At 69.6% G+C, this 19,913-nt stretch carries 16 protein-coding genes and 2 pseudogenes; 16 read left to right on the top strand and 2 right to left on the bottom strand.

Annotation, left to right across the window (positions count from 1 at the left end):
• The first annotated feature begins 15 nt into the window (after positions 1 to 15).
• The 9 genes and pseudogenes from ACFYOB_RS22195 (at position 16) to ACFYOB_RS22155 (ending at position 9,171) form a co-directional block, all read left to right on the top strand.
• A complete protein-coding gene (locus ACFYOB_RS22195; RefSeq protein WP_388561932.1) occupies positions 16 to 777 on the top strand; it encodes a hypothetical protein in 762 nt (253 codons plus the stop codon).
• A pseudogene (locus ACFYOB_RS22190) lies at positions 726 to 1,088 on the top strand (thiamine pyrophosphate-binding protein); the annotation flags it as partial. The gene ACFYOB_RS22195 and the pseudogene ACFYOB_RS22190, both read left to right, overlap by 52 nt.
• A gap of 544 nt (positions 1,089 to 1,632) precedes the next feature.
• A complete protein-coding gene (locus ACFYOB_RS22185; protein ID WP_388561986.1) occupies positions 1,633 to 1,848 on the top strand; it encodes a hypothetical protein in 216 nt (71 codons plus the stop codon).
• Between the two features lie 139 nt (positions 1,849 to 1,987).
• Entirely contained in the window at positions 1,988 to 3,112 is a 1,125-nt protein-coding gene (gene hppD, locus ACFYOB_RS22180) for a 4-hydroxyphenylpyruvate dioxygenase (protein WP_388561930.1), read from the top strand.
• Entirely contained in the window at positions 3,109 to 4,221 is a 1,113-nt protein-coding gene (locus ACFYOB_RS22175; protein ID WP_388561928.1) for an alpha-hydroxy acid oxidase, read from the top strand. The genes hppD and ACFYOB_RS22175 overlap by 4 nt, the downstream gene beginning before the upstream one ends.
• 587 nt (positions 4,222 to 4,808) lie before the next feature.
• Positions 4,809 to 5,852 carry a zinc-dependent alcohol dehydrogenase family protein gene (locus ACFYOB_RS22170; RefSeq protein ID WP_388561926.1) on the top strand — a complete coding sequence of 348 codons (1,044 nt, stop codon included), beginning with the start codon at positions 4,809 to 4,811 and terminating at the stop codon, positions 5,850 to 5,852.
• Between the two features lie 102 nt (positions 5,853 to 5,954).
• The gene (locus ACFYOB_RS22165; RefSeq protein WP_388561924.1) at positions 5,955 to 6,659 is read left to right on the top strand and encodes a TauD/TfdA dioxygenase family protein; all 705 of its coding nucleotides are present in this window, start codon (positions 5,955 to 5,957) and stop codon (positions 6,657 to 6,659) included.
• Positions 6,660 to 6,681: 22 nt separating this feature from the next.
• Positions 6,682 to 8,238: an acetolactate synthase large subunit gene (locus ACFYOB_RS22160; RefSeq protein WP_388561922.1), complete on the top strand. Its 1,557-nt coding sequence runs from the start codon at positions 6,682 to 6,684 to the stop codon at positions 8,236 to 8,238.
• 54 nt (positions 8,239 to 8,292) lie between these two features.
• Complete coding sequence (locus ACFYOB_RS22155) at positions 8,293 to 9,171, top strand: NAD(P)-dependent oxidoreductase (protein ID WP_388561921.1); 879 nt, start codon at positions 8,293 to 8,295, stop codon at positions 9,169 to 9,171.
• Positions 9,172 to 9,366: 195 nt separating this feature from the next.
• On the opposite strand, the gene ACFYOB_RS22150 is transcribed toward ACFYOB_RS22155, so the two are convergent.
• Complete coding sequence (locus ACFYOB_RS22150; RefSeq protein ID WP_388561919.1) at positions 9,367 to 10,521, bottom strand: tyrosine-type recombinase/integrase; 1,155 nt, start codon at positions 10,519 to 10,521, stop codon at positions 9,367 to 9,369.
• An 88-nt stretch (positions 10,522 to 10,609) separates the two neighbouring features.
• Here ACFYOB_RS22150 and ACFYOB_RS22145 point away from each other — a divergent pair.
• A pseudogene (locus ACFYOB_RS22145) lies at positions 10,610 to 11,506 on the top strand (ABC transporter ATP-binding protein); the annotation flags it as partial.
• 45 nt (positions 11,507 to 11,551) lie between these two features.
• On the opposite strand, the gene ACFYOB_RS22140 reads toward ACFYOB_RS22145, so the two are convergent.
• The gene (locus tag ACFYOB_RS22140) at positions 11,552 to 12,319 is read right to left on the bottom strand and encodes a DeoR/GlpR family DNA-binding transcription regulator (protein ID WP_388561917.1); all 768 of its coding nucleotides are present in this window, start codon (positions 12,317 to 12,319) and stop codon (positions 11,552 to 11,554) included.
• A gap of 163 nt (positions 12,320 to 12,482) precedes the next feature.
• Between ACFYOB_RS22140 and ACFYOB_RS22135 the strand changes: the two genes are divergently transcribed.
• The 6 genes from ACFYOB_RS22135 to ACFYOB_RS22110 all read left to right on the top strand — a co-directional run bounded on the left by ACFYOB_RS22135 (position 12,483) and on the right by ACFYOB_RS22110 (position 19,758).
• Positions 12,483 to 13,766, top strand: a complete 1,284-nt coding sequence (locus ACFYOB_RS22135; protein WP_388561915.1) for an MFS transporter — start codon at positions 12,483 to 12,485, stop codon at positions 13,764 to 13,766.
• The gene (locus tag ACFYOB_RS22130) at positions 13,763 to 14,365 is read left to right on the top strand and encodes an HAD family hydrolase (RefSeq protein ID WP_388561913.1); all 603 of its coding nucleotides are present in this window, start codon (positions 13,763 to 13,765) and stop codon (positions 14,363 to 14,365) included. The genes ACFYOB_RS22135 and ACFYOB_RS22130 overlap by 4 nt, the downstream gene beginning before the upstream one ends.
• 239 nt (positions 14,366 to 14,604) lie before the next feature.
• Positions 14,605 to 15,873, top strand: coding sequence for an aspartate aminotransferase family protein (locus ACFYOB_RS22125; RefSeq protein ID WP_328928827.1), 1,269 nt, complete (start codon positions 14,605 to 14,607; stop codon positions 15,871 to 15,873).
• A complete protein-coding gene (locus tag ACFYOB_RS22120) occupies positions 15,870 to 16,832 on the top strand; it encodes an inositol monophosphatase family protein (RefSeq protein ID WP_388561911.1) in 963 nt (320 codons plus the stop codon). The genes ACFYOB_RS22125 and ACFYOB_RS22120 overlap by 4 nt, the downstream gene beginning before the upstream one ends.
• Positions 16,829 to 17,866 (top strand): zinc-binding dehydrogenase, encoded by a 1,038-nt coding sequence (locus ACFYOB_RS22115; protein WP_388561909.1) that lies wholly within the window; start codon positions 16,829 to 16,831, stop codon positions 17,864 to 17,866. Before ACFYOB_RS22120 ends, ACFYOB_RS22115 begins: the two co-directional genes overlap by 4 nt.
• Entirely contained in the window at positions 17,863 to 19,758 is a 1,896-nt protein-coding gene (locus ACFYOB_RS22110; RefSeq protein ID WP_388561907.1) for a beta-galactosidase, read from the top strand. The genes ACFYOB_RS22115 and ACFYOB_RS22110 overlap by 4 nt, the downstream gene beginning before the upstream one ends.
• The last annotated feature ends 155 nt before the right edge of the window (positions 19,759 to 19,913 follow it).

Genomic DNA, 19,913 nt, shown 5'->3' with positions numbered 1-19,913 from the left:
ATTTTGGAATCCCCCGTGTTCTTGAAGACGGGTGCCGGGACGGTCGAAGGTGTTCCCGCCGACGGCGGATCTGAGCACTTCTACCGCGAGGGGGGTGCGCGCCGCATCATGAGTGTCGCCAACTTCCCGGACGAGATCCTGTCGTTCCTGCAGATGGAGGGCCTCACCGTCCTGGATGTCGCCTCACGTCACCGGTGTGACAGTCTGGTCGAATTGGGGTGTTACGACGGGCGTGCGCTGGAAGTGGCGAAGGTCGCCAACATGTCCTATGTGGGTGTCGACGTGAACAGCGTCGCCATCGGCTCCTTGAGCCGTCGGATCGCGTACGAGGGCTTGGGGGAATGGGCGCGAGCAGTCCTCGGAAGTATCCGCGTTAGTGAGGACTGGGTGCCTGAGGTGCGAGGGGAACGTCCGTTGCTCCTCCTTCCCTTCAACCTGATCGGAAACCTTGACGAGCCGGCGAAGTTTCTCGCGGAGCTGGGTGGGGTGGGGAGGCTGGGTGTCATTTCCTTCTTCAATGACGATGCGTGGACCACGGAAGTACGACGCGCCTATTACACGGCCTGCGGAATAGCGATCCACGAAGAGGGCCCCGGCACTCACGGCGGTACCCTGTTTCGTGGTGACGGAGGGTTCCGATCCCAGTCGTTCAGTGTCCGAGGGATGCAGCGCCTGCTGGAAGCCGCAGGCGCCACCCTGGTGCACGAGACCAGTAATCGCCTCGGATGCTGTATCGCCGTTCGCTTTTCGTCGGTTCCCTCGGGTGCGCGCGCATGAGCGTCATGAACGGTGCTCAAGTAGTGCTGCAGACCCTCAACAGTGCTGATATTGACGTCTGTTTCACCAATCCCGGTACCTCTGAGATGCATCTCGTCGCCGGAATGGTCACGACAACCGGGATGCGGAGCATCCTGTGGCTGTTCGAAGGGGTGGCGACGGGGGCTGCCGACGGATACGGGCGTATGGCCGGCAAACCGGCCTCGACCCTGCTCCACCTGGGGCCTGGGCTCGGCAACGGCTTGGCCAATCTGCACAACGCCCGCCGCGCGGGCACTCCAGTGGTGAACATGGTCGGAGACCACGCCACGTATCAGAAGGCGTTCGATGCACCCCTCGACACCGATATCGAGGCCATGGCCGGAACCGTCTCGCAGTGGGTTCGGCGGACGCAGAGTGTCGCCGACGCCGGCAGGGATACGGCGGAAGCCATTGCCGCTGCCCGGACCTCGGGTCACCTGCAAGGTGGTGTGGCCGCGCTGATCCTCCCCTCCGACGTCTGCTGGTCCGCAGGGGGGACCGCCGCGCCCGTTCCCGCCGCCCGACGTCCGTCGATCGACACGGATGCAGTGGAGCGGATCGCCACCATGCTGCGGACCCGCGACGACTGTCTGCTTCTCATCGGCGGCGGCAACATGCGACGCTCGGGGCTGGACGCAGCGGGTCGTATCGCTCGGGCGACCGGGGCACGGCTGTTGGCCGAGAAGTCGCCGGCGCGGCACGAGCGGCGAGGTGCTCGCCTCCTCGGACTTCCTGTCCTTCCATTCACCCGCGTACCGACACGTCGTCACATACGAAGATCTCCGCCTGGTTCCGCCAGCTGCGTTCGTCTTGATCACGACATTGGGCCTGCCGATGCCCGAGTCGGACTTCCGTACCTGGCAGTCCGCCAGGGAGGGGCGGACCGTGATGGACCTGTGCGCGGCCCACGCTGTCGACGACGCGGTGGTGAGCCTTCGAGGTGTCCACGTGCAGGAGCTCTACGCAGCGCGGACGTCGGAATCGGTGCATCGTGCCGAGACGCGCCTGATCGACAATCTGGCCACCGCCCTCCACTCGGCAGGCCCCTAAAGGTCTCACAACCACGAGATGACCACCCCGTTCGAGAGCGTCATCGCCCTCGCTACCTCCTCCTCGTCAACAACGAACACCTGCATGAGGCGAACCTACGGCCTCTGCACCCCGATACCCGGCACCCCTAGGACCCACCGTGACCATCACCACCCTGAACGTCAGCCACATCGAGCTGTACGTCACCGACGCCATCACCGCCGCCGAGGCGTTCACCCACGGCTACGGCTTCCAGATCTACGCCACCGCCGAGCGCACCGGCCCGCACAGCGGCTCCCGGTCCCTAGCCCTCCGCACGGGGGACGTCATCCTCGTCGTCACCCAGGGCCTCGATGCCGACCACCCGGCCGCCGTCTACACCGCCCGGCACGGTGACGGCATAGCCGACATCGCCCTGACCGCCTCTGACGTTCGAGCCGCGTTTGCCGATGCGGTCTCCCGCGATGCGACCGTGCTGGCCGAGCCCGCCGAGGCCGACGGCTGGGTTACGGCCGTGCTCGGCGCCGGTTTCGACGACGTACGCCACACCTTCGTCCAGCGTCCGGCCGGAGCCGAGGCGCACGGCGTCCCGCTGCCACTGCCCGGCTTCGAGCCGGTCGCCGAGTTGCTGCCGGTGCCCGCCGAGGCTCCCGCGTTGACCGTGCTCGACCATGTCGCGGTCACCGTGCAGATGGGCGAACTCGCCGCCTCCACCGACTACTACGAGAGGGTCTTCGGCTACCGGGCCATCTACGAGGAGCTGATGGTTCAGGGCAGGGAAGCCATGGACTCCAAGGCCGTCCGCAGCCCCGTCGGCGACATCACCTTCACCGTTCTCGCGCCCAGCCCCGAGTACGAGGCCGGTCATATCGGCGACTTCCTCCAGCGGCACGGCAGCGGCGGGGTCCACCACCTGGCCTTCGCCACTGAAGACATCGTCGAGACCGTCGCCCGGCTCAACAAGCGCGGCATCGCCTTCCTGTCGACCCCCGACACTTACTACGACGCGCTGGCCGGGCGACTCGACCTGAACCGTCATTCCCTGGAAGAGCTCCGGGCCGCCGGCATCCTCGCTGACGAGGACCACGCCGGCCAGCTCTTCCAGATCTTTACCCGGACCGTCCACCCCAAGCGCACGCTCTTCTTCGAAATCATCGAGAGGATGGGAGCCGACACCTTCGGCGGCGGCAACGTCCGCGCGCTGTACGAGGCGGTCCAGGCCGAGAAGGCCGACCACGAGGGCGCCACCACGACGGTCGAGGCCATCCCGGAGCGCGCGCAGTGACCCTGCCCGCTCTCGATGGCATCCTCACGCCTGCGGATGCGCAGGCACTGGCGGCTGGCATCCTGCCCGCCTCCGTGGAGCGGTTCGTCGACGGCGCGGCGGGTGCCGGGCTGACCCTCGACGCCAACCGCACTGCCCTTGACCGTCTACACCTGGTGCCCCGCGTCCTGACTGACGTCTCCACCACCAGTACCGCGGCGACCCTGTTGGGGGCGCCCACCACCCTACCCGCGGCCGTCGCTCCCATGGCTTACCAGAAGGCGGTGCATCCCATGGGCGAACTCGGCGCGGCCCGCGCCGCGTCGGCCGCCGGGATCCCCTTCACGGCCTGCACCTTCAGCAGCACGCCGATCGAGGACATCACGGCCACCGGCGTCACCACCTGGTTCCAGCTGTACTGGCTGCGCGACCGGGGCCTGACCCGAGACCTCCTCGCCCGTGTCGAGGCAGCCGGCGTCCAGGCCCTGATGCTCACCGTGGACACACCGCGCATGGGCCGCCGACTGGCCGACCTGCGAGCCGGCTTCACCCTGCCGGCAGGCGTCACCGCGGCCCACTTCGCCCTTGGGGCCGACGGACTACCAGCCGGCGGGCGCGACGGGGTCAGCGCCGTCGCAGCGCAGACCGCTCACTTGGTCGACCCGTCGCTGTCCTGGGCTGATCTGGAATGGCTGCACGCGCAGACCACGCTGCCGCTCGTTCTCAAGGGTGTTCTCGACTCGCAGGACGCCGACCGCGCTGCGGAAGGCGCGGTCGCCGGCCTCGTCGTCTCCAACCACGGCGGCCGCCAGCTCGACGGCGCCCTGGCCGCCGCGGACGCCCTGCCATACGTGGTGGAGGCCGTGGCCGATCGCTGCCAGGTCCTCCTGGACAGCGGCATTCGCAGCGGCACTGACATTTTGAAGGCACTGGCGCTCGGCGCCGACGGCGTCTTGCTCGGCCGGCCCGTGCTGTGGGGGCTCGCCGCCGGTGGAGAGGCTGCGGTACGGCGGGTCCTCGGGCTGTTCCAGGAGGAGCTGGAACACGCCCTGGCCCTGGCCGGCTGTCCGGGTCCGGCCGCCGCGGCCCGGCTGCGCTTGGGGCGGGCCCTCGGGGGTGGCGTCCGGTGACGGCACTCGACAATTCGGCCATCGCCTTATCCGGCCCGCTGGCCAGCTGTTCGGAGGCCGCGCCTCGGCAGCGCCCCACCCTCGACGACGTCCGGCCTTCGTCGGCCGACGCGGCGGTCTCCAGGCCGAAATGATCGTCACTGAAGATCCGGTAGAGCACCACGCCGGTTCGCCTTCGAGCCGGGAGAGGCCCAGGTCGTCGACGACCGCGATCAACGTCGAAGCCGCCCGGGCCACCGGCCTGCGCGGCCACCCCTACACCACCCTGCCCGCTTTTCAGAAGACCTCGTTCCTCGTTCCTGAGTGCCTGACCCGGCCAGCGAGAAGGCGGCATCCGGTTCGGGGATGCCAGTGCGGCGGTCGCCTTCAGCGTCGGCCTGGGCGAGTAAGAGCTCGTAACACGTCGGATCGTCAGCCCGCGCTCCGCGGTTGAGGCCTCATCGCCGCCCCGACGTGTGAGCGGCCTATCAGCAGCTGCCCGGAGAGAACCGGGCGGTTGATCACCGGTCGGCATCGGCGACGGGCGAACCGCCCGCCGCCGCGGACGAGGTGCTCGACCCGTTCGCCCAGCAGGAAGGACCATACGCATGCGCGCCGCTGTCATCCACGCCTCCCGCGACGTACGAGTCGAGGAGGTGCCCGACCCGGTGATCCGGCGGCCCACCGACGCCGTGGTACGGGTCCTCCTCTCCTGCATCTGCGGCACCGATCTGTGGGCGTACCGGGGCATGGCCAGCTTCCAGCCGGGGCAGCGCACCGGCCACGAGTTCGTCGGCGTCGTCGAGGACGTCGGCGCCGACGTCATGGGTTACGCCGCCGGTGACCTGGTCGTCGTGCCGTTCGTCTGGTCGGACGGGATATGCGGCTACTGCGCCGAGGGGCTGACCACATCGTGCGAACAGGGCGGCTTCTGGGGCACGAGGGGATCGGACGGCGGCCAGGGCGAGGCGGTCCGGGTGCCGTACGCCGACGGAACCCTCGTACGGCTCCCCGGTGAAGCGGCATCGGACCGGCGTCTGCTCACTGCGCTCCTGACGCTGTCCGACGTACTGGGAACCGGACACCACGGCGCGCTCGGCGCGGGCGTGGGACCCGGCACCACGGTGGCCGTCGTCGGCGACGGCGCGGTCGGACTCTGCGGTGTGCTCGCCGCGAAGCGCCTGGGCGCCGAACGAATCATCGCGCTCGGCCGGCACCCCTCTCGTACGGCCATCGCCACTGCCTTCGGCGCGACCGACATCGTCCCGGAACGTGGAGAGACGGCGGTCGAGGCCGTGCGTGAACTGACCCGCGGCCGGGGCGTGCCCGCGGTGATCGAAGCCGTGGGCACCGAACAATCCATGTGGACGGCGCTGCAGATCGCCAGGGACGGTGGCTCCATCGGCTGCGTCGGAGTGCCGCACGGCAGCGACACGGGGCTGGATCTGAGCGACGTCTTCGAGCGGAACATCGCGCTGCGCGGCGGCGTCGCGCCGGTGCGGACCTACATCCCCCAGCTGCTGCCCGACGTCCTCGACGGGGTGATCGACCCGTCACCGGTCTTCGACCTGTCGATCGGACTCGAAGGAATCCCCGGTGGCTACCAGGCCATGGACGAGCGAACGGCCCTGAAGGTGCTGATCAGTTACTGAAACACCTCCTGCGCCGTCCCCTATTGACCTCAGCGACGAACCAGACGAACCAATGGAGTAATCGTGAGTAAGTGCCCCGACAGCGTTGTCTCATGCGTTGACATGAACGGTGACGAGCTGGCTGACCACGTGCTGAAGTACGCGTTCCGCCAACTGCTCGGCAACAACGGATACGTGCACGTGGTGGACGTTCCCGAGTCCTTCGACCATGTCGCCTTCCTCAAGGAGCTGGGGGAGTTCCAGCCCACGCCCACCGGCACGGTCGTCGGGGACGTGAAGCCCGAACGCGGTATGGACGACGTCAACCACGGCCAGAACCAGGGGGGATTGCAGCCCCACACGGAGGGATACGAGTTCCGCGGCACGCCGCCGCGGTATCTCGCGCTGTGGTGCGTCAAGCCGGCTGAGGGGCGAGGCGGCGAGACCACCATGCTCGACGGGAACCGCGTGCTCGCGGAGTTCGACACGAGCGAGCGGCAGCACTTCCTCGACACCCGCTACCAGTGGAAGTCCACCGAGGGCCTCGCCCGCCGCGGAGTGGTGCCCACGGCGGAGCACCCGGTCCTGGAGGAGCGCGACGGCGAAATGATCTTCCGGTACTCGACCAGCTACCTGCAGATACCCGAGGGCGACGAGCTGGCACGCCGGCTCATCGACCGGGGAAGCGCCCTCTACGAGGAGAACCACATCGCCGTCCGCTACCAGGAGCGGGACCTCGTGGTCTGGGACAACTGGCGGATGCTGCACTCCCGCAATGCCTTTGAGGACCCGCAGCGGCACCTCAAGCGCGTACAGATCGCCGGCTGACCCCCGAAAGGTAGGCACCCCCATGAACGGCGCCCGAGCAGTGCTCAGCACCCTTGTGCACGGTGGCATCGATGTCTGTTTCACGAATCCCGGCACCTCCGAGATGCACCTGGTCGCAGCCATGGTCTCGACGCCGGAGATCCGCAGCATCCTCTGCTTGTTCGAGGGAGTGGCGACGGGCGCCGCCGACGGGTACGGCCGGATGGCGGGACGGCCCGCCTCGACGCTCCTGCACCTGGGGCCCGGTCTCGGCAACGGGCTGGCGAACCTGCACAACGCCCGCCGCGCGGGTACGCCCTTGATCAACATGGTGGGCGACCACGCGACGTACCACAAACCCTTCGACGCGCCCCTGGACTCCGACATCGAGAGCATGGCCGGCACGGTGTCGGCATGGGTGCGCAGGACCGAGCGTTCCGCCGATGCCGGGCCGGACACCGCCGCCGCCATCCAGGCCGCCAGGACTCCGGTCGGCTATCTCCCCGGCGGCGTCGCCACCCTCGTCCTGCCCTCCGACGTCTGCTGGTCCGGGGGGGCCGGTGCCGTGCCCGTTCCTGCCGCGCAGCCCCCGTCGTTCGACGCGGCCGCGGTGGAGCGGATCGCCAAGACCCTGCGCGAGAACGAAGGGTGCCTCCTGCTCGTCGGGGGCGGCAACGCGCGCCGGGCGGGGCTCGGGGCGGCCAGCCGCATCGCGGCGGCGACTGGGGCCGACGTCCTGGCCGAAAAATCCCCCGCGCGGCACGAGCGGGGAGCCGGCATCCCGCGCTTCGACCGGCTGCCCTACCCCAGGGACCTGGCGGCCGACCGGCTCAAGGCGGCGCGGCACCTCGTCCTCGCCGGCACGCGCGAGCCCGTCTCGTTCTTCGCCTACCCGGGTAAGCCGAGCACCTTGATCCCGTCCGAGTGCGAGGTGCACGACCTCGGTGCGGCACCCGGAGCCCTCGAATACCTGGCCGACCTGGTGGCGCCCGGCACCGCGCCGTTTGTCAGCGACGCGGGCAGGCCGGGGCTGCCCAGCGGAGCACTGACGGCGGAGAAGGCCGCGGCCGTCATCGGCGCGCTCCTGCCGGAGGGGGCCATCGTCGTCGACGAGGCCATGACGTCCGACTATTGGCTGCCGGCCGCCACTGCCGGTGCGCCCGTCCACGACTGGCTGAACATCACCGGCGGTTCGATCGGCATGGGAACGCCGGTCGCCACGGGGGCGGCCGTTGCCTGCCCGGACCGGCCGGTCATCAATCTGGAGGCGGACGGCAGCGCGATGTACACCCTCCAGTCGCTGTGGACGCAGTCGCGTGAGGGCCTCGACGTGACGACAGTGATCTTCAACAACGCCTCCTACGCGATCCTCGACTCCGAGCTGCGGCGGGTCGGGGCGTTCCAGGGCGCCGACGCTCAGCGCAGCCGGTCGCTCATCGACATCCCGGGACTCGACTTCGTCGCGCTGGCGAACGGCATGGGCGTACCCGCCACACGGGCCCACACGGCCGAGGACTTCACCCGTCAACTGCGAGCCGCCGTCGCGGAACCGGGACCCCACCTCATCGATGCCGTGGTTCCGCCCGTGCGGGCCTCCTGAGCCCGACCACGCCCCTCCACCCGCCAACGGCCCTCCCATACGAAAAGAAGAACGGTGCCCACTTCCGTGTTCCAGCAGGTCTCCCTGCTGCCCGGCCTCTGGCCGTCCCCTGGACTCCTTGACGCACTCCGCCCGCTGAGCGAGCGGCCGCCACTGCGACTGAGCGAGTGGCCCTCACCGGATTCGGAGCCTGGAGAGTCGTTCGCGCGGACGGACGCATTGCTGGCGGGGTGGAAGGACCGGCTCGACGCCGGGCACCTGAGTCAGCTGCCTGCCCTGCGCTATGTGGGCCTGCGTGCCACTTCGACCGATCGCGTCGACCTGGACCACGCGCGGCGAGCGGGCATCACCGTGTCGCCCATTTACGGCTACGGCGACATCGGCACTGCCGAGTTCGTGATCGAGCAGCTCCTCGTCCATACGCGCCACAGCGGGGGCGCACCGGGGGAGCTGGCGGGCCGCCGCCTGGGGCTCATCGGCTACGGACCCGTGGCCCGGCGCGTAGGCAAGGTCGCCATGGCTCTCGCTATGGACGTCCTCTTCCACACCCCCAGGCATCGCTCCACGGCCGCCGACGAGCCTCGGTGGGCGCCGCTGGCCGAGCTGCTCGGCTCCGCGGACTGCCTGTCCTTCCACTCGCCCGCCTACCGGCATGTCGTCACCCTCCAGGACCTGTGCCGTATACCGGAGGGAGCCGTTGTCGTCGTGACGACCCTGGGGCTGCCCATGGCCGAGACCGATCTGCGCGCCTGGCAGGCAGACCGCTCGGGACCCGTGATCCTCGACTCGTGTGCGGCCCACGCCGTCAGCGAATCCACGAGGCTGGTCCCCGGCATCGACGTACACGATCTGTACGCCGCCCGGACCACCGAATCGGTCAAGCGCGCGGAGGCCCAACTGCTGGAGAACCTCACCGCAGCGCTCCGCTTGTGAGACCACCGCCGTGCCCCGCGTCATCAGCCTCCTCGGACGGCTCGGTCCATAGACGGGGGTGTCGAGGAGGTGGGTGAACTCGGTGCGGATCCGGCCGCCGCCGATCCGGCGTGGTTCCCCCGGCCCGGCCGTCTTGGCGTCTCGCTTGCCGTGTTCTGGGGCCTGGGTAAGAGTGCGCGATGGTGTACGCGGGTGTCATGCGGTCAGGCCGGCGTCGAGGAGTTTGGCGGCTGTGCCGATCGAGCCGGGCATGAGGTGTCGGTAGGTCTTGAAGGTGATGTCGATGTTGTTGTGTCCCATCCATTCGGCGACGTCCGTGATGGGGATGTTGTGCGTGAGGCAGTTCGAGGCGAAGAAGTGGCGGAGGCTGTAGATGACCATGCCTTCGGGTATGTCGAGTGCGCCTCGTCGCTTGAGTCGCTGCCATTGGTTTTGGAAGAGGTAGGGCTGGAAGGGACGGCCGGAGTCCTTTGGGTGGAGCAGTAGGTAGCCGTCGGTGGTGCCGTGCCTGTCGGCGTAGGACTCGATGGCGTTCTTGGTCCGCTGGGGAAGCGGGACGTCGCGGTACTCGCCGAGCTTGCGGTGCTTGAGGCGGTCGTACTGCTTCGTGGACTGGTTGACTTGCTCGCTGACACGGTAGACATCGTCGGCAACGATGTTGTTGAGGTTGACCGCGGCGGCCTCGCCGTTGCGTAGGCCGCAGCCGCTCATCAGTTCCACCAGTAGTTGGAAGACGTCGTCTCCGGTGCGACGAAGGGCCTGGAGCTCCTCAGGTGAGGGGATGACGGCGCGCTTGGGGTCGTACTGGGGTGGGCTGACGCCCAGGAGGGGGCTGTCTTCGAAGAGGCCCAGGCGGTGTGCGTCGAGGAGGATCGACTTCAGCTTGTCGTAGGCGTTGGACTGTGTTGCGAGGCCGGTGCCGTTGCGCTCCATCGTCCGGATGAAGTTGTCCACGACCTTGGGGTCGAATGTGCTCATCCGCCGGGTCCCGATGGCGGGGTAGATGTGGTGCTGGAGGAGCGAGTCGAGGCTGACGACCGTCGCGGGACCGAGGTGACGCTGACCGGCCTTCCACTCGGCGGCGTACTCCTTGAACCGCATCTGGCCGTACTTCTTGATGCGCTCGATCTTCGCCTGGCTCGCGGGGGCAGCCTTCTTCGCTTTGTAGACATTGGTCAATCGGTCGATGGCCGCGTCTGAGGTCAGGAAGCCGGACTCCTCGACCTGATTTCCGCCGGGGCCTCTGTAGCGGACCTTGTAGAAGTGCGGGCACTTCGCCCACCGGGGCGTGGGGTGCTCGCAGTCCTTGAAGAAGGAACCCATCCCTCGGGCGAGTCTCTTGGTTGCCATGCGCCTGGACTCCTCGGATACCGATGCTGACACTTTGCTGACCTTCAGCGATCCAAAGGGCATCTGACCTGCGAAAACGTTCCCATGCATCGTTATCGAGTTCAACCAGATCTACCGCCGCCTGGAGAGCTCGATGACGGAGGCGGCGCAGTTCACCGAACTGCTGCTGGCACCGCCGACCGTACTCGACCCGGTGTGCCCGGAACCGCTGCTGCCCGGGGCCGCCGACGTGCGCTTCGAACGGGTGGACTTCGCCCACGCGGGCGCGGAGCCGCTCTTCGAGGGCCTCGACCTGGTCGTGCCCAGCGGGGCGAAGATCGGCCTGGTCGGCCGGTCCGGCGGGGGCAAGACCACGCTCAGCCGGCTGCTGCTGCGGATGACGGACATCGACGGCGGCCGGATCCTGATCGGAGGTCAGGACATCAGCAGGCTGCGCCAGGCCGACCTGCGCAGTCTGATCGCCTACGTGCCGCAGGATCCGGCGATGTTCCACCGCACGCTGCGGGACAACATCGCCTTCGCCCGGCCGGGCGCCACCGACGCCGAGATCCGCCGCGCGGCCGAGGCGGCGCACGTCACGGAGTTCGCCGACGCGCTTCCCGACGGCTTCGAGACCATGGTGGGCGAGCGCGGGGTGAAGCTGTCCGGCGGACAGCGCCAGCGGGTCGCCCTCGCCAGGGCGATCCTGCGCGACGCGCCGATCCTGCTGCTCGACGAGGCGACCAGCGCCCTCGACTCCGAGAGCGAGATCCTCGTCCAGGAGGCGCTGTGGCGGCTCATGGAGGGGCGGACGGCGCTCGTGGTGGCGCACCGGCTGAGCACGGTCGCCACCATGGACCGGCTCGTCGTCCTCGACCGCGGACGGATCCTCGAACAGGGCACGCACCAGGAGCTGCTGGCCGCGGAGGGCGCCTACGCGAAGCTGTGGCAGCACCAGTCGGGCGGCTTCCTGGACGACACCCCCGCGGGGGCCGACCTGCACTGACCTCGGCCCGGCGGTCGTTCCCCGCCGGGGTCAGCCCCGCCGGGCTCAGCCGTCCGCCGGGTGGACCACCTCCACGCCCTGCGCCCGGAGTTCCTCCACCACCGGCGAGTCCTCCGGCGCGTCGGTGACGATGAGCGCGATCTGCTCCATCGTGCAGATGCGGCCCAGCGCCGCGCGGCCGAGCTTGTCGGCGGTCGCGACCAGGATCACCCGCTGAGCCGCCGCCACGGCGGCCCGCTTCACCTGTACGTCGTCCAGGTTGTACGCGGTGGCGCCCTGGACCGGGTCGACGCCGCAGCAGCCCAGGATGAAGGTGTCGAAGCACAGGTCCTGGAACGTCTGGACGGGTGTGCGGCCGTAGAAGGAGAGCTCTTCGGGGCGCACCTGGCCGCCGGGCAGCACGAGCTGGATGTCCGGATGCCCGGAGAGCGTGAAGGCGGCGTGCAGGGACAGCGGGGTGACGGTGAGCTTCCGGCCGGCCATCGCCTGGGCGACGGCCACGGCGGTGGTGCCGGTGTCCAGGGCGACGGTCTCGCCGTCGGTGAGCAGCTTCACCACCGTGGCCGCGAGTCGCTCCTTGGCCTGCGCGCCGGACATGGCGCGGATCGCGTACGGCGGCTCGACCCCGCCCGGCAGGTTGCTCACCGCGCCGCCCCGCACCCGGCGCAGGGCCCCGCGGGACTCCAGCACCTCCAGGTCCCGGCGGATGGTCATCTCCGACGCACCGGTGGCTGCGGCCAGTTCCGCGACGGTCGCGCGGTTCTCCTTCATGAGCAGCGCGACCACGAACCTGTGTCTCTCCATCACGTTCATGTGTCTGCTTTTAGCACAGGGAGGGAGCTGCCGGGGGTGCTGGTGCACACCCCATGTGTGGTAACGAACATCAAATCTGAGTAAAGTGCGCCGTTGTGTGTGATCTGGAGGCTCTAATGAACATCGGTGATGTTCATTCGATCAAGCAACGATGAGGAGAGCGATGTCCGCCACCCCTGAGGCCGACCCGTCCGAGAAGGCCGCACCGCTGCTCAGTACCGTCGCGATCATCGCTTCGTGCGCCGCCTTCGTGGTGATCGGCGCCCTGCAGGCCCTGTACGGTCCCGCGATCCCGGCGCTGCGGGACGAGTTCGGCATCAGCCCCGCCGTGGCCGGGCTCAGCCTCAGCGCCCACTTCGTCGGCGCGCTGCTGGGTGTGCTGATCTATCACGTGCTGCGGGGGCGGCTGAGCAACCGCACGCTGCTCGGCGGCTCCTACCTGCTCATGGCGGCGGGCGCGGCCGTTTTCGCGTTCTCGCCGAGCTGGATCCTGGCGCTGACCGGCACCCTGGTCATCGGGCTGGGCTTCGGCGGCATCGACTACGGCCTCAACCAGCTCTTCGCCGTCGGGTTCGGCCGCCGCAGCACCGCGATGCTGAACCTGCTCAACGGCCACTTCGGGGTGGGCGCGATCGCCGGTCCCGCCCTCGTCGGCTGGCTCGGAGCGGAGAGCTATCCGGAGATCTTCGTCGGCATCGGCGTCGTCTGCCTGCTCATCCTGCTCACCCTCGGCGGCGTGGCCGCCCGGGAGCCGGAGCCCGTCGGCGCGGAGGCCGGCCGGGCGGGCGGAGCGCGCGTCCTGCCGGTCATCGCCGCGTTCGTCGGCGTCTACGTCCTGCACGTGGCCATCGAGACGGGCGTCGGCGGCTGGGAGCCCACCCACCTGGAGGCCGTCGGCTACGGCGCCGCCACCGCCGCCACCGCGACCTCCGCCTACTGGGCGGCGATGACCATCGGCCGGTTCGTCATCGTCCCCCTGAGCCTGCGCTGGTCCGCGCCGTCCATCCTGACCGTCTGCTGCGCGGGCATGGCCGGCTTCCTGCTCCTCGCGACCGTCCCGGCGCTCGCCCCGTACGCGTACTTCGGCGTCGGCCTGATGATCGCGCCCATCTTCCCCACCTGCCTGCCCTGGCTGAACCGGGCCGTACCGAGCGTCGCCGCCGCCGGGGCATACGTGATCGCCGCCTCGATGATCGGCGGCGTGGCCTTCCCGCCGCTGCTGGGCGGGGTGATCGACACTATGGACGTGCGGGCGGCGCCGCTGGTGCTGTTCGCACTCGCCGCCGTCTGCGCCGTCCTCAGCGTGTGGCTGCGCAAGAACGCCCCCGACCCGGAAGCCGACGCGGAAGCCGACCCGGAAGCCGGCCCGGCCGGCCTCGATTCGGCTCCCGGCTCGCGCTCCGCGGCCCACCCGGACGCCGTCCCGACCCGAGGAGCCCAAGGATGACAGCCGTGAAAGCCGTCCTCTTCGACATGTTCGGCGTCATCGCACGCCTTCAGTCGCCCGCCTCCCAGGCCGTGCTGGAGCGCATGGCCGGCGTGGAACGCGAGCGGTTCTGGGCGGCGTACTGGTCGCGGCGCACCCCGTACGACCGCGGCGACGTGTCCGGTCCCGCCTACTGGAAGGGCGTCTGCGACGACCTGGACATCCCGCTCGACGAGCGCCTGACCACCGAGCTGATCGCGGCCGACGTGGCGAGCTGGAGCGAGGTCGACCAGGACTGCGTCGACCTGCTCCGCACCCTCGCCGACCGCGGACTCACGCTCGGACTGCTGTCCAACATCCCCGAGGAACTGGCCGTCCGGTACGAGACATACGAGCCGTGGCTGAACCTGTTCGCGGCCGTCGGGTTCTCCTGCCGCATCGGCAGCGCCAAACCGGAGCCCGCCGCCTACGCGTGGTGCGTACGTGAACTGGCGCTGCCCGCCGGGGAGATCCTCTTCGTGGACGACCGGGCGGACAACGTCGTGGCGGCGCGTGAACTTGGTTTGCAGGGGCATGTCTTCACCTCCACCGGGGCACTCGCCGCGCTATTTCCTGGCTGAAATTCCCGGTACGCGAAGTGACTTACATGTCCCAAATTGGCACTTGCCGCCGTCACTTGAGATGTGATCGTATGAATGAGCAGGCGCCGATGCCCGATCTGAACGGGTAAACAATCCGGGCCGCCGCCACCGATGAATCAACAACGGTGCGGCGGCCACCAGTTCCCTGCCTCTTTGGATGAATCATGCATTGCTCTCACAGTCTTGACGTATTTCCCTTACCTGCGTGAGAAGGAAAAATGGCCAGCACCGTTGTCACCGATCACCTCTATTACCCCGTCAGTGAACGCAAGATGGAGCGGGGTGAGGGCGTCTACCTGTACGACGAGGACGGAAGGCGCTACCTCGACTGCGCGTCGGCGACGTTCAACCTGAGCCTCGGCTACTCCCACCCGGCCGTCATCGCGGCCATGAAGGAGCAGCTCGACAAGGTGGTCCACCTTACCTCCTCCTACCAGAGCGACCCGGTCAACGGGCTCGTCCAGCGGCTCGTGGAGACCTCTCCGGCCGGACTGACGAAGGTGCACCCCAAGGTTTCCGGCGGCTCGGCCGCCAATGAAGGGGCCATCAAGATGGCCCAGCTCGCCACCGGCAAGTCCGATGTCATCACCCTGTTCCGCAGCCACGTCGGCCAGACGATGATGATGACCTCGATGTCCGGCAACTCCTTCCGCCGCGAGCCGTTCCCCAACCTCTTCCCGGGCAGCCTGCAAGTGCCCGACCCGTATTGCTTCCGCTGCTTCTACGGGCAGCAGAAGGACACCTGCGGAATGATGTGCGTAGACCGGCTGGAGGATTTCGTCGACTACGCCAGCAGTGGCCGGGTCGCCGCCGTCCTGATCGAGCCGATATCCGGGAACGGCGGCAACATCGTCCCGCCGGACGGCTACATGCAAAAACTCCGGGCATTCTGCGACGAGCAGGGAATAGCCCTGATCTTCGACGAGATCCAGACCGGGATCGGCCGTACCGGCCACATGTTCGCGGCCCAGTACTTCGACGTCGAGCCGGACGCGATCACCACCGCCAAGGGGCTGGGCGGATCGGGCGCGCAGGTGGCCGCCATCCTCACCAACGAGCGGCTCGCCGGACTTCCCGCGAACCACCACTCCTTCACCTACGGTTCCAACCTCCTCGCTGCCGCCGCCGCGAACGTCACGCTGGACATCGTGCGCCGGCCGGAGTTCCTCGCGAACGTGACCAGGACCGGCGACCACATCATGGAACGCCTCCGCGACATGCAACGCCGCTACCCGGCCATCGTGGACGTCCGCGGCGTCGGCCTCATGATCGGCTTCGAGATCGCCGAACTCGACGGCAAGCCCGCCGTCAAGCTGACCAACCACCTCGCCGACAAGGCCATGGAACACGGGCTGATCCTGCGCACCTCGCGCTACGGCTACGGCAACGTCCTCAAGATCCGTCCGCCGCTGATCCTCACGATGGAGCAGGCCGACGAGATCTGCGACAAACTGGAGAACCTCTTCCTCGCGGAGCTGACCCGATGAAAGAGCTGAAGAAGCTGCTGACGGAACTCGGCGAGCACGTCCGCACCGAACTCCTCGCCTACGCGGACCGCGGCCTCGTCCGCCAGGTCCACGGCGACTCGCCCGGCGGCGACGCCCAGTTCGACGTGGACGAGGTGGCCGAACGGGCCGTGGTCGACCACCTGCGCGCACACACCGGGATCCCGCTCGCCCTCTACACCGAGGACGGGTCGTACGTGGAACTCGCGCCCGACCCGCAGGTGCTCCTCGTCGTCGACCCGATCGACGGCACCCGCCCCACCTCGGCCGGGCTGGAGATGGGCATGGTGTCCATCGCCGCCGCCCCCTACCGCGACGGGGCGCCCACCCTCGCCGACGTCACCGCCGCCCTGCTGGTGGAGATCAAGAGCGGCGCCTGGATCTACGGGGACGATCAGGAAGGCCTCTCCAGCGGCGGCTTCCACACCCCCGTGCCGCGCCTGAGCCGCAACACCGACCTGGCCACGATGTTCTGGTCGATCGAGTTCAACGGCCACCCGATGCGACTGATGGCCGAGGCCTACGCCCACCTGGTCGACCGGTCGGCCAACACCGGCGGCATCTTCGTCTTCAACAGCAGCACCTTCTCCATCTCGCGCATCATCACCGGCCAGCTCGACGCCTTCGTCGACATCGGCAACCGGGTCCTGCGCGACCACCCGCGGACGGAGGACGAGTTCCGGCGCGTGGGCCGCGGCTCGATCCTGCACCTCTTCCCCTACGACATCGCGGCCGCCGTCTACCTCGCCCGCCTCGCCGGCGTGGTGATCACCGACGCCTACGGCGACGACCTGGGCTCCACCTCACTCGTGGACCTCGGCCCCATGAACCAGAAGTCGTGCATCGCCGCCTCCACCCCCGAACTCCACAAGCAGCTGCTCGACGCCGTCCACTGGGACCTCGGCGGCACCGTCACCCCGGCGACAAGGAAGACATCATGAAGGCGCTGACGCTGGGCCCCGACCGCACGCTCGCCCTGGTCGACCACCCGAAGCCGCAGGCCGCTCGCGCCGACGACGTCGTCATCCGGGTCGCACAGAGCGGCATCTGCGGCACCGACCGCAGCGTGCTCGTGGGCAAGTTCCCCGCCGAGACCGGCGTGGTGATGGGACACGAAGCCGTCGGGACCGTCGACTCCATCGGTCAGGGCGTCACCCGCTTCGCCGTGGGCGACCGGGTCATCGTCAACCCCACCCTCTACTGCGGCAACTGCCCCACCTGCCTCGAAGGCCACTTGAACTTCTGCGGCCACAAGACGGGCACCGAGGTCGGCCTGGACTACGACGGCTCCTTCGCGGAGTTCATCCGCCTCCCCGAACTCTTCTGCCACGCCGTACCCGACGACATGAGCTTCGACCGCGCCGTCGTCGTCGAGCCGCTCGCCTGCGCCCTGAACAACCTCGAAGCCGGACGGCTCGTCGCGGGTGAGACGGCGATCGTCGTCGGCGGCGGACCCATGGGCGTGGTCACCGCCATGGCCGCCCAGCTGTACGGGGCCCGGGTGCTGCTGGTGGAACCCGACCCGGTGCGCCGGCAGCTCGACCACGAGGTGTTCGAGGCCCCCGAGTTCGGCGGCCGCGTCACCGTCCACACCCCCGGGGACGGGGAACTCGCGGCGCGCGGCGACCTGGTCGTCGACTCCGTCGGCAGCCTCCTGGAACAGAGCATCGGTTACGCCGCTCTGCGCGGCCGGGTCGTCATCATGGGCTTCAACAGCAACGCCTCCGCCACGGTGCGCCCGCTGAGCCTGCTCCAGCGCGGGCTGCAGATCATCGGCGCGGGGGACTACAACAGCCAGATCTTCCCCAAGGCCATCGAACTCGCCCGGACCCTGCCGCTGGAGCGTGTGGTCACCCACCGCTTCCCCCTCGCCGAGCACGAAGAGGCGTTCAGGGCCCTCGCCGCCCTCCCCGGCGCCCGGTACACCGCGCTGAAGGTCGTCCTCGTACCCCCGCACCCTGAGGCGGCGGCATGACCCGCATCAACGACGCCCTGGTCCCGGGCGCCGGCCGTCCCGTCGTCGTCGGCGAGTACCCGTACTACCGGGCCGACCCCGCCAACTGGGCCTCGAACCTGCGGGAGTTGCGCCGCCTCGGCGTCGACGTCGTGTCCTGCTACCTGCCGTGGCGGTTCCACGAGACCGGTGAAGGCGCGGAGCGGACCTTCGACTTCACCGGCAGGACCGACCCGCAGCGCGATGTGACGGGATTCCTGGAGCTGGCCGCCCGGGCGGACTTGGCCGTACTCCTCAAACCCGGCCCCTTCATCCACGCCGAGGTCCAGCTCGGCGGGCTGCCCGACCGGCTCTGCGGGCCCCCGTACAACCCGTACCGCGGCCTGGACGGCGCAGTGCTCACCTCCCAGGACAAGCCGCTGCCCAGCCTGCTCGACCCGGCGGTCGCGGCCGAGGCCGAGACCTGGCTGCGCGCCGTCGCCGACGAGGTCGTGGCCAAGGCCGCGGCGCCCCACGGACCGGTGGTCGCGCTCCAGCTCGGCAACGAGGGCATGGCCGGCGAGGCGGGCCTGCGCGTCGACGCCCAGGACGCCTCACCGGCCGCCCGGGAGGCCTTCGCGCAGTGGCTCACCGAGCGCGGCCTGACCGACGAGGCCGCACTGGCCGCCCAGGACCTCGACCGGTGGAGCGGCACCCTGCGGGCCCTTTGGTCCGAGTGGTGCGGCCACGCCATCGTGGGCCTGTGGGACCGGATCTGCGACCTCTTCCCGGCCGGCCCCGCCCGGCTGGCCAACGTACCGTTGGCGAGCACCACGGCTCCGGGAGCCCTCGACGCGTGGGCCGCCCGGCAGCGCGCGGTCCAGGGCTCCCGCCACCTGGCCGGTCACACCGAGTGGGTGGGAAACCCGGCCCGCGACACCGCGGCCTTCTCCTCCCACCTGACCGGGATCATGCTCGGCGGTACCGATGTGGTCGAGGCCAACTGGGGTTTCACCTGGACCGACGAGACCTACGCCCAGCCGCGCACCCCGGTGTTCAACGCGCTGCTGGCGCTGCTGCTGGGCTCCACCACGGTCAGCGTCTACACCGCCTGCGCCGCGGGCAGCTGGGGCGGCCTCGTGGACATGGACCCCGCGGGGCTGCGCGCCGAAGGCGTCGACCCGGCCCTGCACGCGCCCCCGTACTGCCCGGGAGCCCCGCTCACCGAGGCCGGCGCACACACCGCGAACGCCGAAGGGCTGCGGCTGCTGGCCGCGTTCCTCGACCGCTTCGGAGGCCTGCTCCTCGACAGCGAGCCGGAACGCGACGCGCTGGTCCTCCTCGACCGGGCCCTGCCCGAGACCGGTGCCTGGCAGCGCGACGGCCGGACCGCGCTCGGGGAACTCGCCGACGCCGTACACGAACAGCTGCGCGAGCACGGCAGGCTGATCGGCCTGGGATGGCTCGACGAGCACCCCCGGCGGAGCGGCGACGGCCAGGGGATCCCCGTCGGGATCCTGCGCGCCGGAGCGCCGCACGGTGCAGCGTCCGACGAGCCCGGGACGCCGGGCGAGCTGAGGCTCGCCGCGGACGTCCCGGCCGACGGTGCGGTCGCCGCCTTCGTGGCCGCCTTGCCGTCGGCGGGCGCACCGCGCTGCACGTCCGAGCACCGGCGGGCGCTCGTACTCGGCCGGACCGGCCCGGGCGCCGTACGGATCACCGGCGCCTTCAACCCGACCGACGGCGACGACCGGGTCACCGGCCCCGACGGCGGGTGGGAGCTGTACCTCCCGGCGGGCTCCGCCGCCGTCGTCGTCACCCGCGGTGAGGCCCTGCTGGGCTGGCTGGCCACCCCGGCCCCGCCGTCCACCGCACCCGTCGCCCTCACCCGGGCCGGCGAGCAGGCCGACGCGATTCGCGTCACGGCCTCCTGAGAACGCGGGCGGCGGGACAGCGCACCTGACAGCGCGCGTCCCGCCGCCCGCCCCTTGCCCCCTCCCTTCCACGGCCTCTCCAGCCGTGTGAAGGGAATTTGGCGGACGTATGGAGAAGTTTTGGAGGCCCTCTCCAGGATGGGAGCACAGCCCCC

Source organism: Streptomyces sp. NPDC006463, from assembly GCF_042870715.1.
Taxonomy (GTDB): domain Bacteria; phylum Actinomycetota; class Actinomycetes; order Streptomycetales; family Streptomycetaceae; genus Streptomyces.
Note: the sequence above shows the minus strand (reverse complement) of the source record. Positions and strands in the feature narration are given on the sequence as shown.

What these genes read in the sequence shown, in the direction of transcription:
- ACFYOB_RS22185 (WP_388561986.1), top strand. Translation starts at nt 1,633, where the DNA reads ATGCCCGAGTCGGACTTCCGTACCTGGCAGTCCGCCAGGGAGGGGCGG.
- ACFYOB_RS22170 (WP_388561926.1), top strand. Translation starts at nt 4,809, where the DNA reads ATGCGCGCCGCTGTCATCCACGCCTCCCGCGACGTACGAGTCGAGGAG.
- ACFYOB_RS22165 (WP_388561924.1), top strand. Translation starts at nt 5,955, where the DNA reads ATGAACGGTGACGAGCTGGCTGACCACGTGCTGAAGTACGCGTTCCGC.
- ACFYOB_RS22160 (WP_388561922.1), top strand. Translation starts at nt 6,682, where the DNA reads ATGAACGGCGCCCGAGCAGTGCTCAGCACCCTTGTGCACGGTGGCATC.
- ACFYOB_RS22150 (WP_388561919.1), bottom strand. Translation starts at nt 10,521, where the DNA reads ATGGCAACCAAGAGACTCGCCCGAGGGATGGGTTCCTTCTTCAAGGAC.
- ACFYOB_RS22140 (WP_388561917.1), bottom strand. Translation starts at nt 12,319, where the DNA reads ATGAACGTGATGGAGAGACACAGGTTCGTGGTCGCGCTGCTCATGAAG.
- ACFYOB_RS22135 (WP_388561915.1), top strand. Translation starts at nt 12,483, where the DNA reads ATGTCCGCCACCCCTGAGGCCGACCCGTCCGAGAAGGCCGCACCGCTG.
- ACFYOB_RS22130 (WP_388561913.1), top strand. Translation starts at nt 13,763, where the DNA reads ATGACAGCCGTGAAAGCCGTCCTCTTCGACATGTTCGGCGTCATCGCA.
- ACFYOB_RS22125 (WP_328928827.1), top strand. Translation starts at nt 14,605, where the DNA reads ATGGCCAGCACCGTTGTCACCGATCACCTCTATTACCCCGTCAGTGAA.
- ACFYOB_RS22120 (WP_388561911.1), top strand. Translation starts at nt 15,870, where the DNA reads ATGAAAGAGCTGAAGAAGCTGCTGACGGAACTCGGCGAGCACGTCCGC.
- ACFYOB_RS22115 (WP_388561909.1), top strand. Translation starts at nt 16,829, where the DNA reads ATGAAGGCGCTGACGCTGGGCCCCGACCGCACGCTCGCCCTGGTCGAC.
- ACFYOB_RS22110 (WP_388561907.1), top strand. Translation starts at nt 17,863, where the DNA reads ATGACCCGCATCAACGACGCCCTGGTCCCGGGCGCCGGCCGTCCCGTC.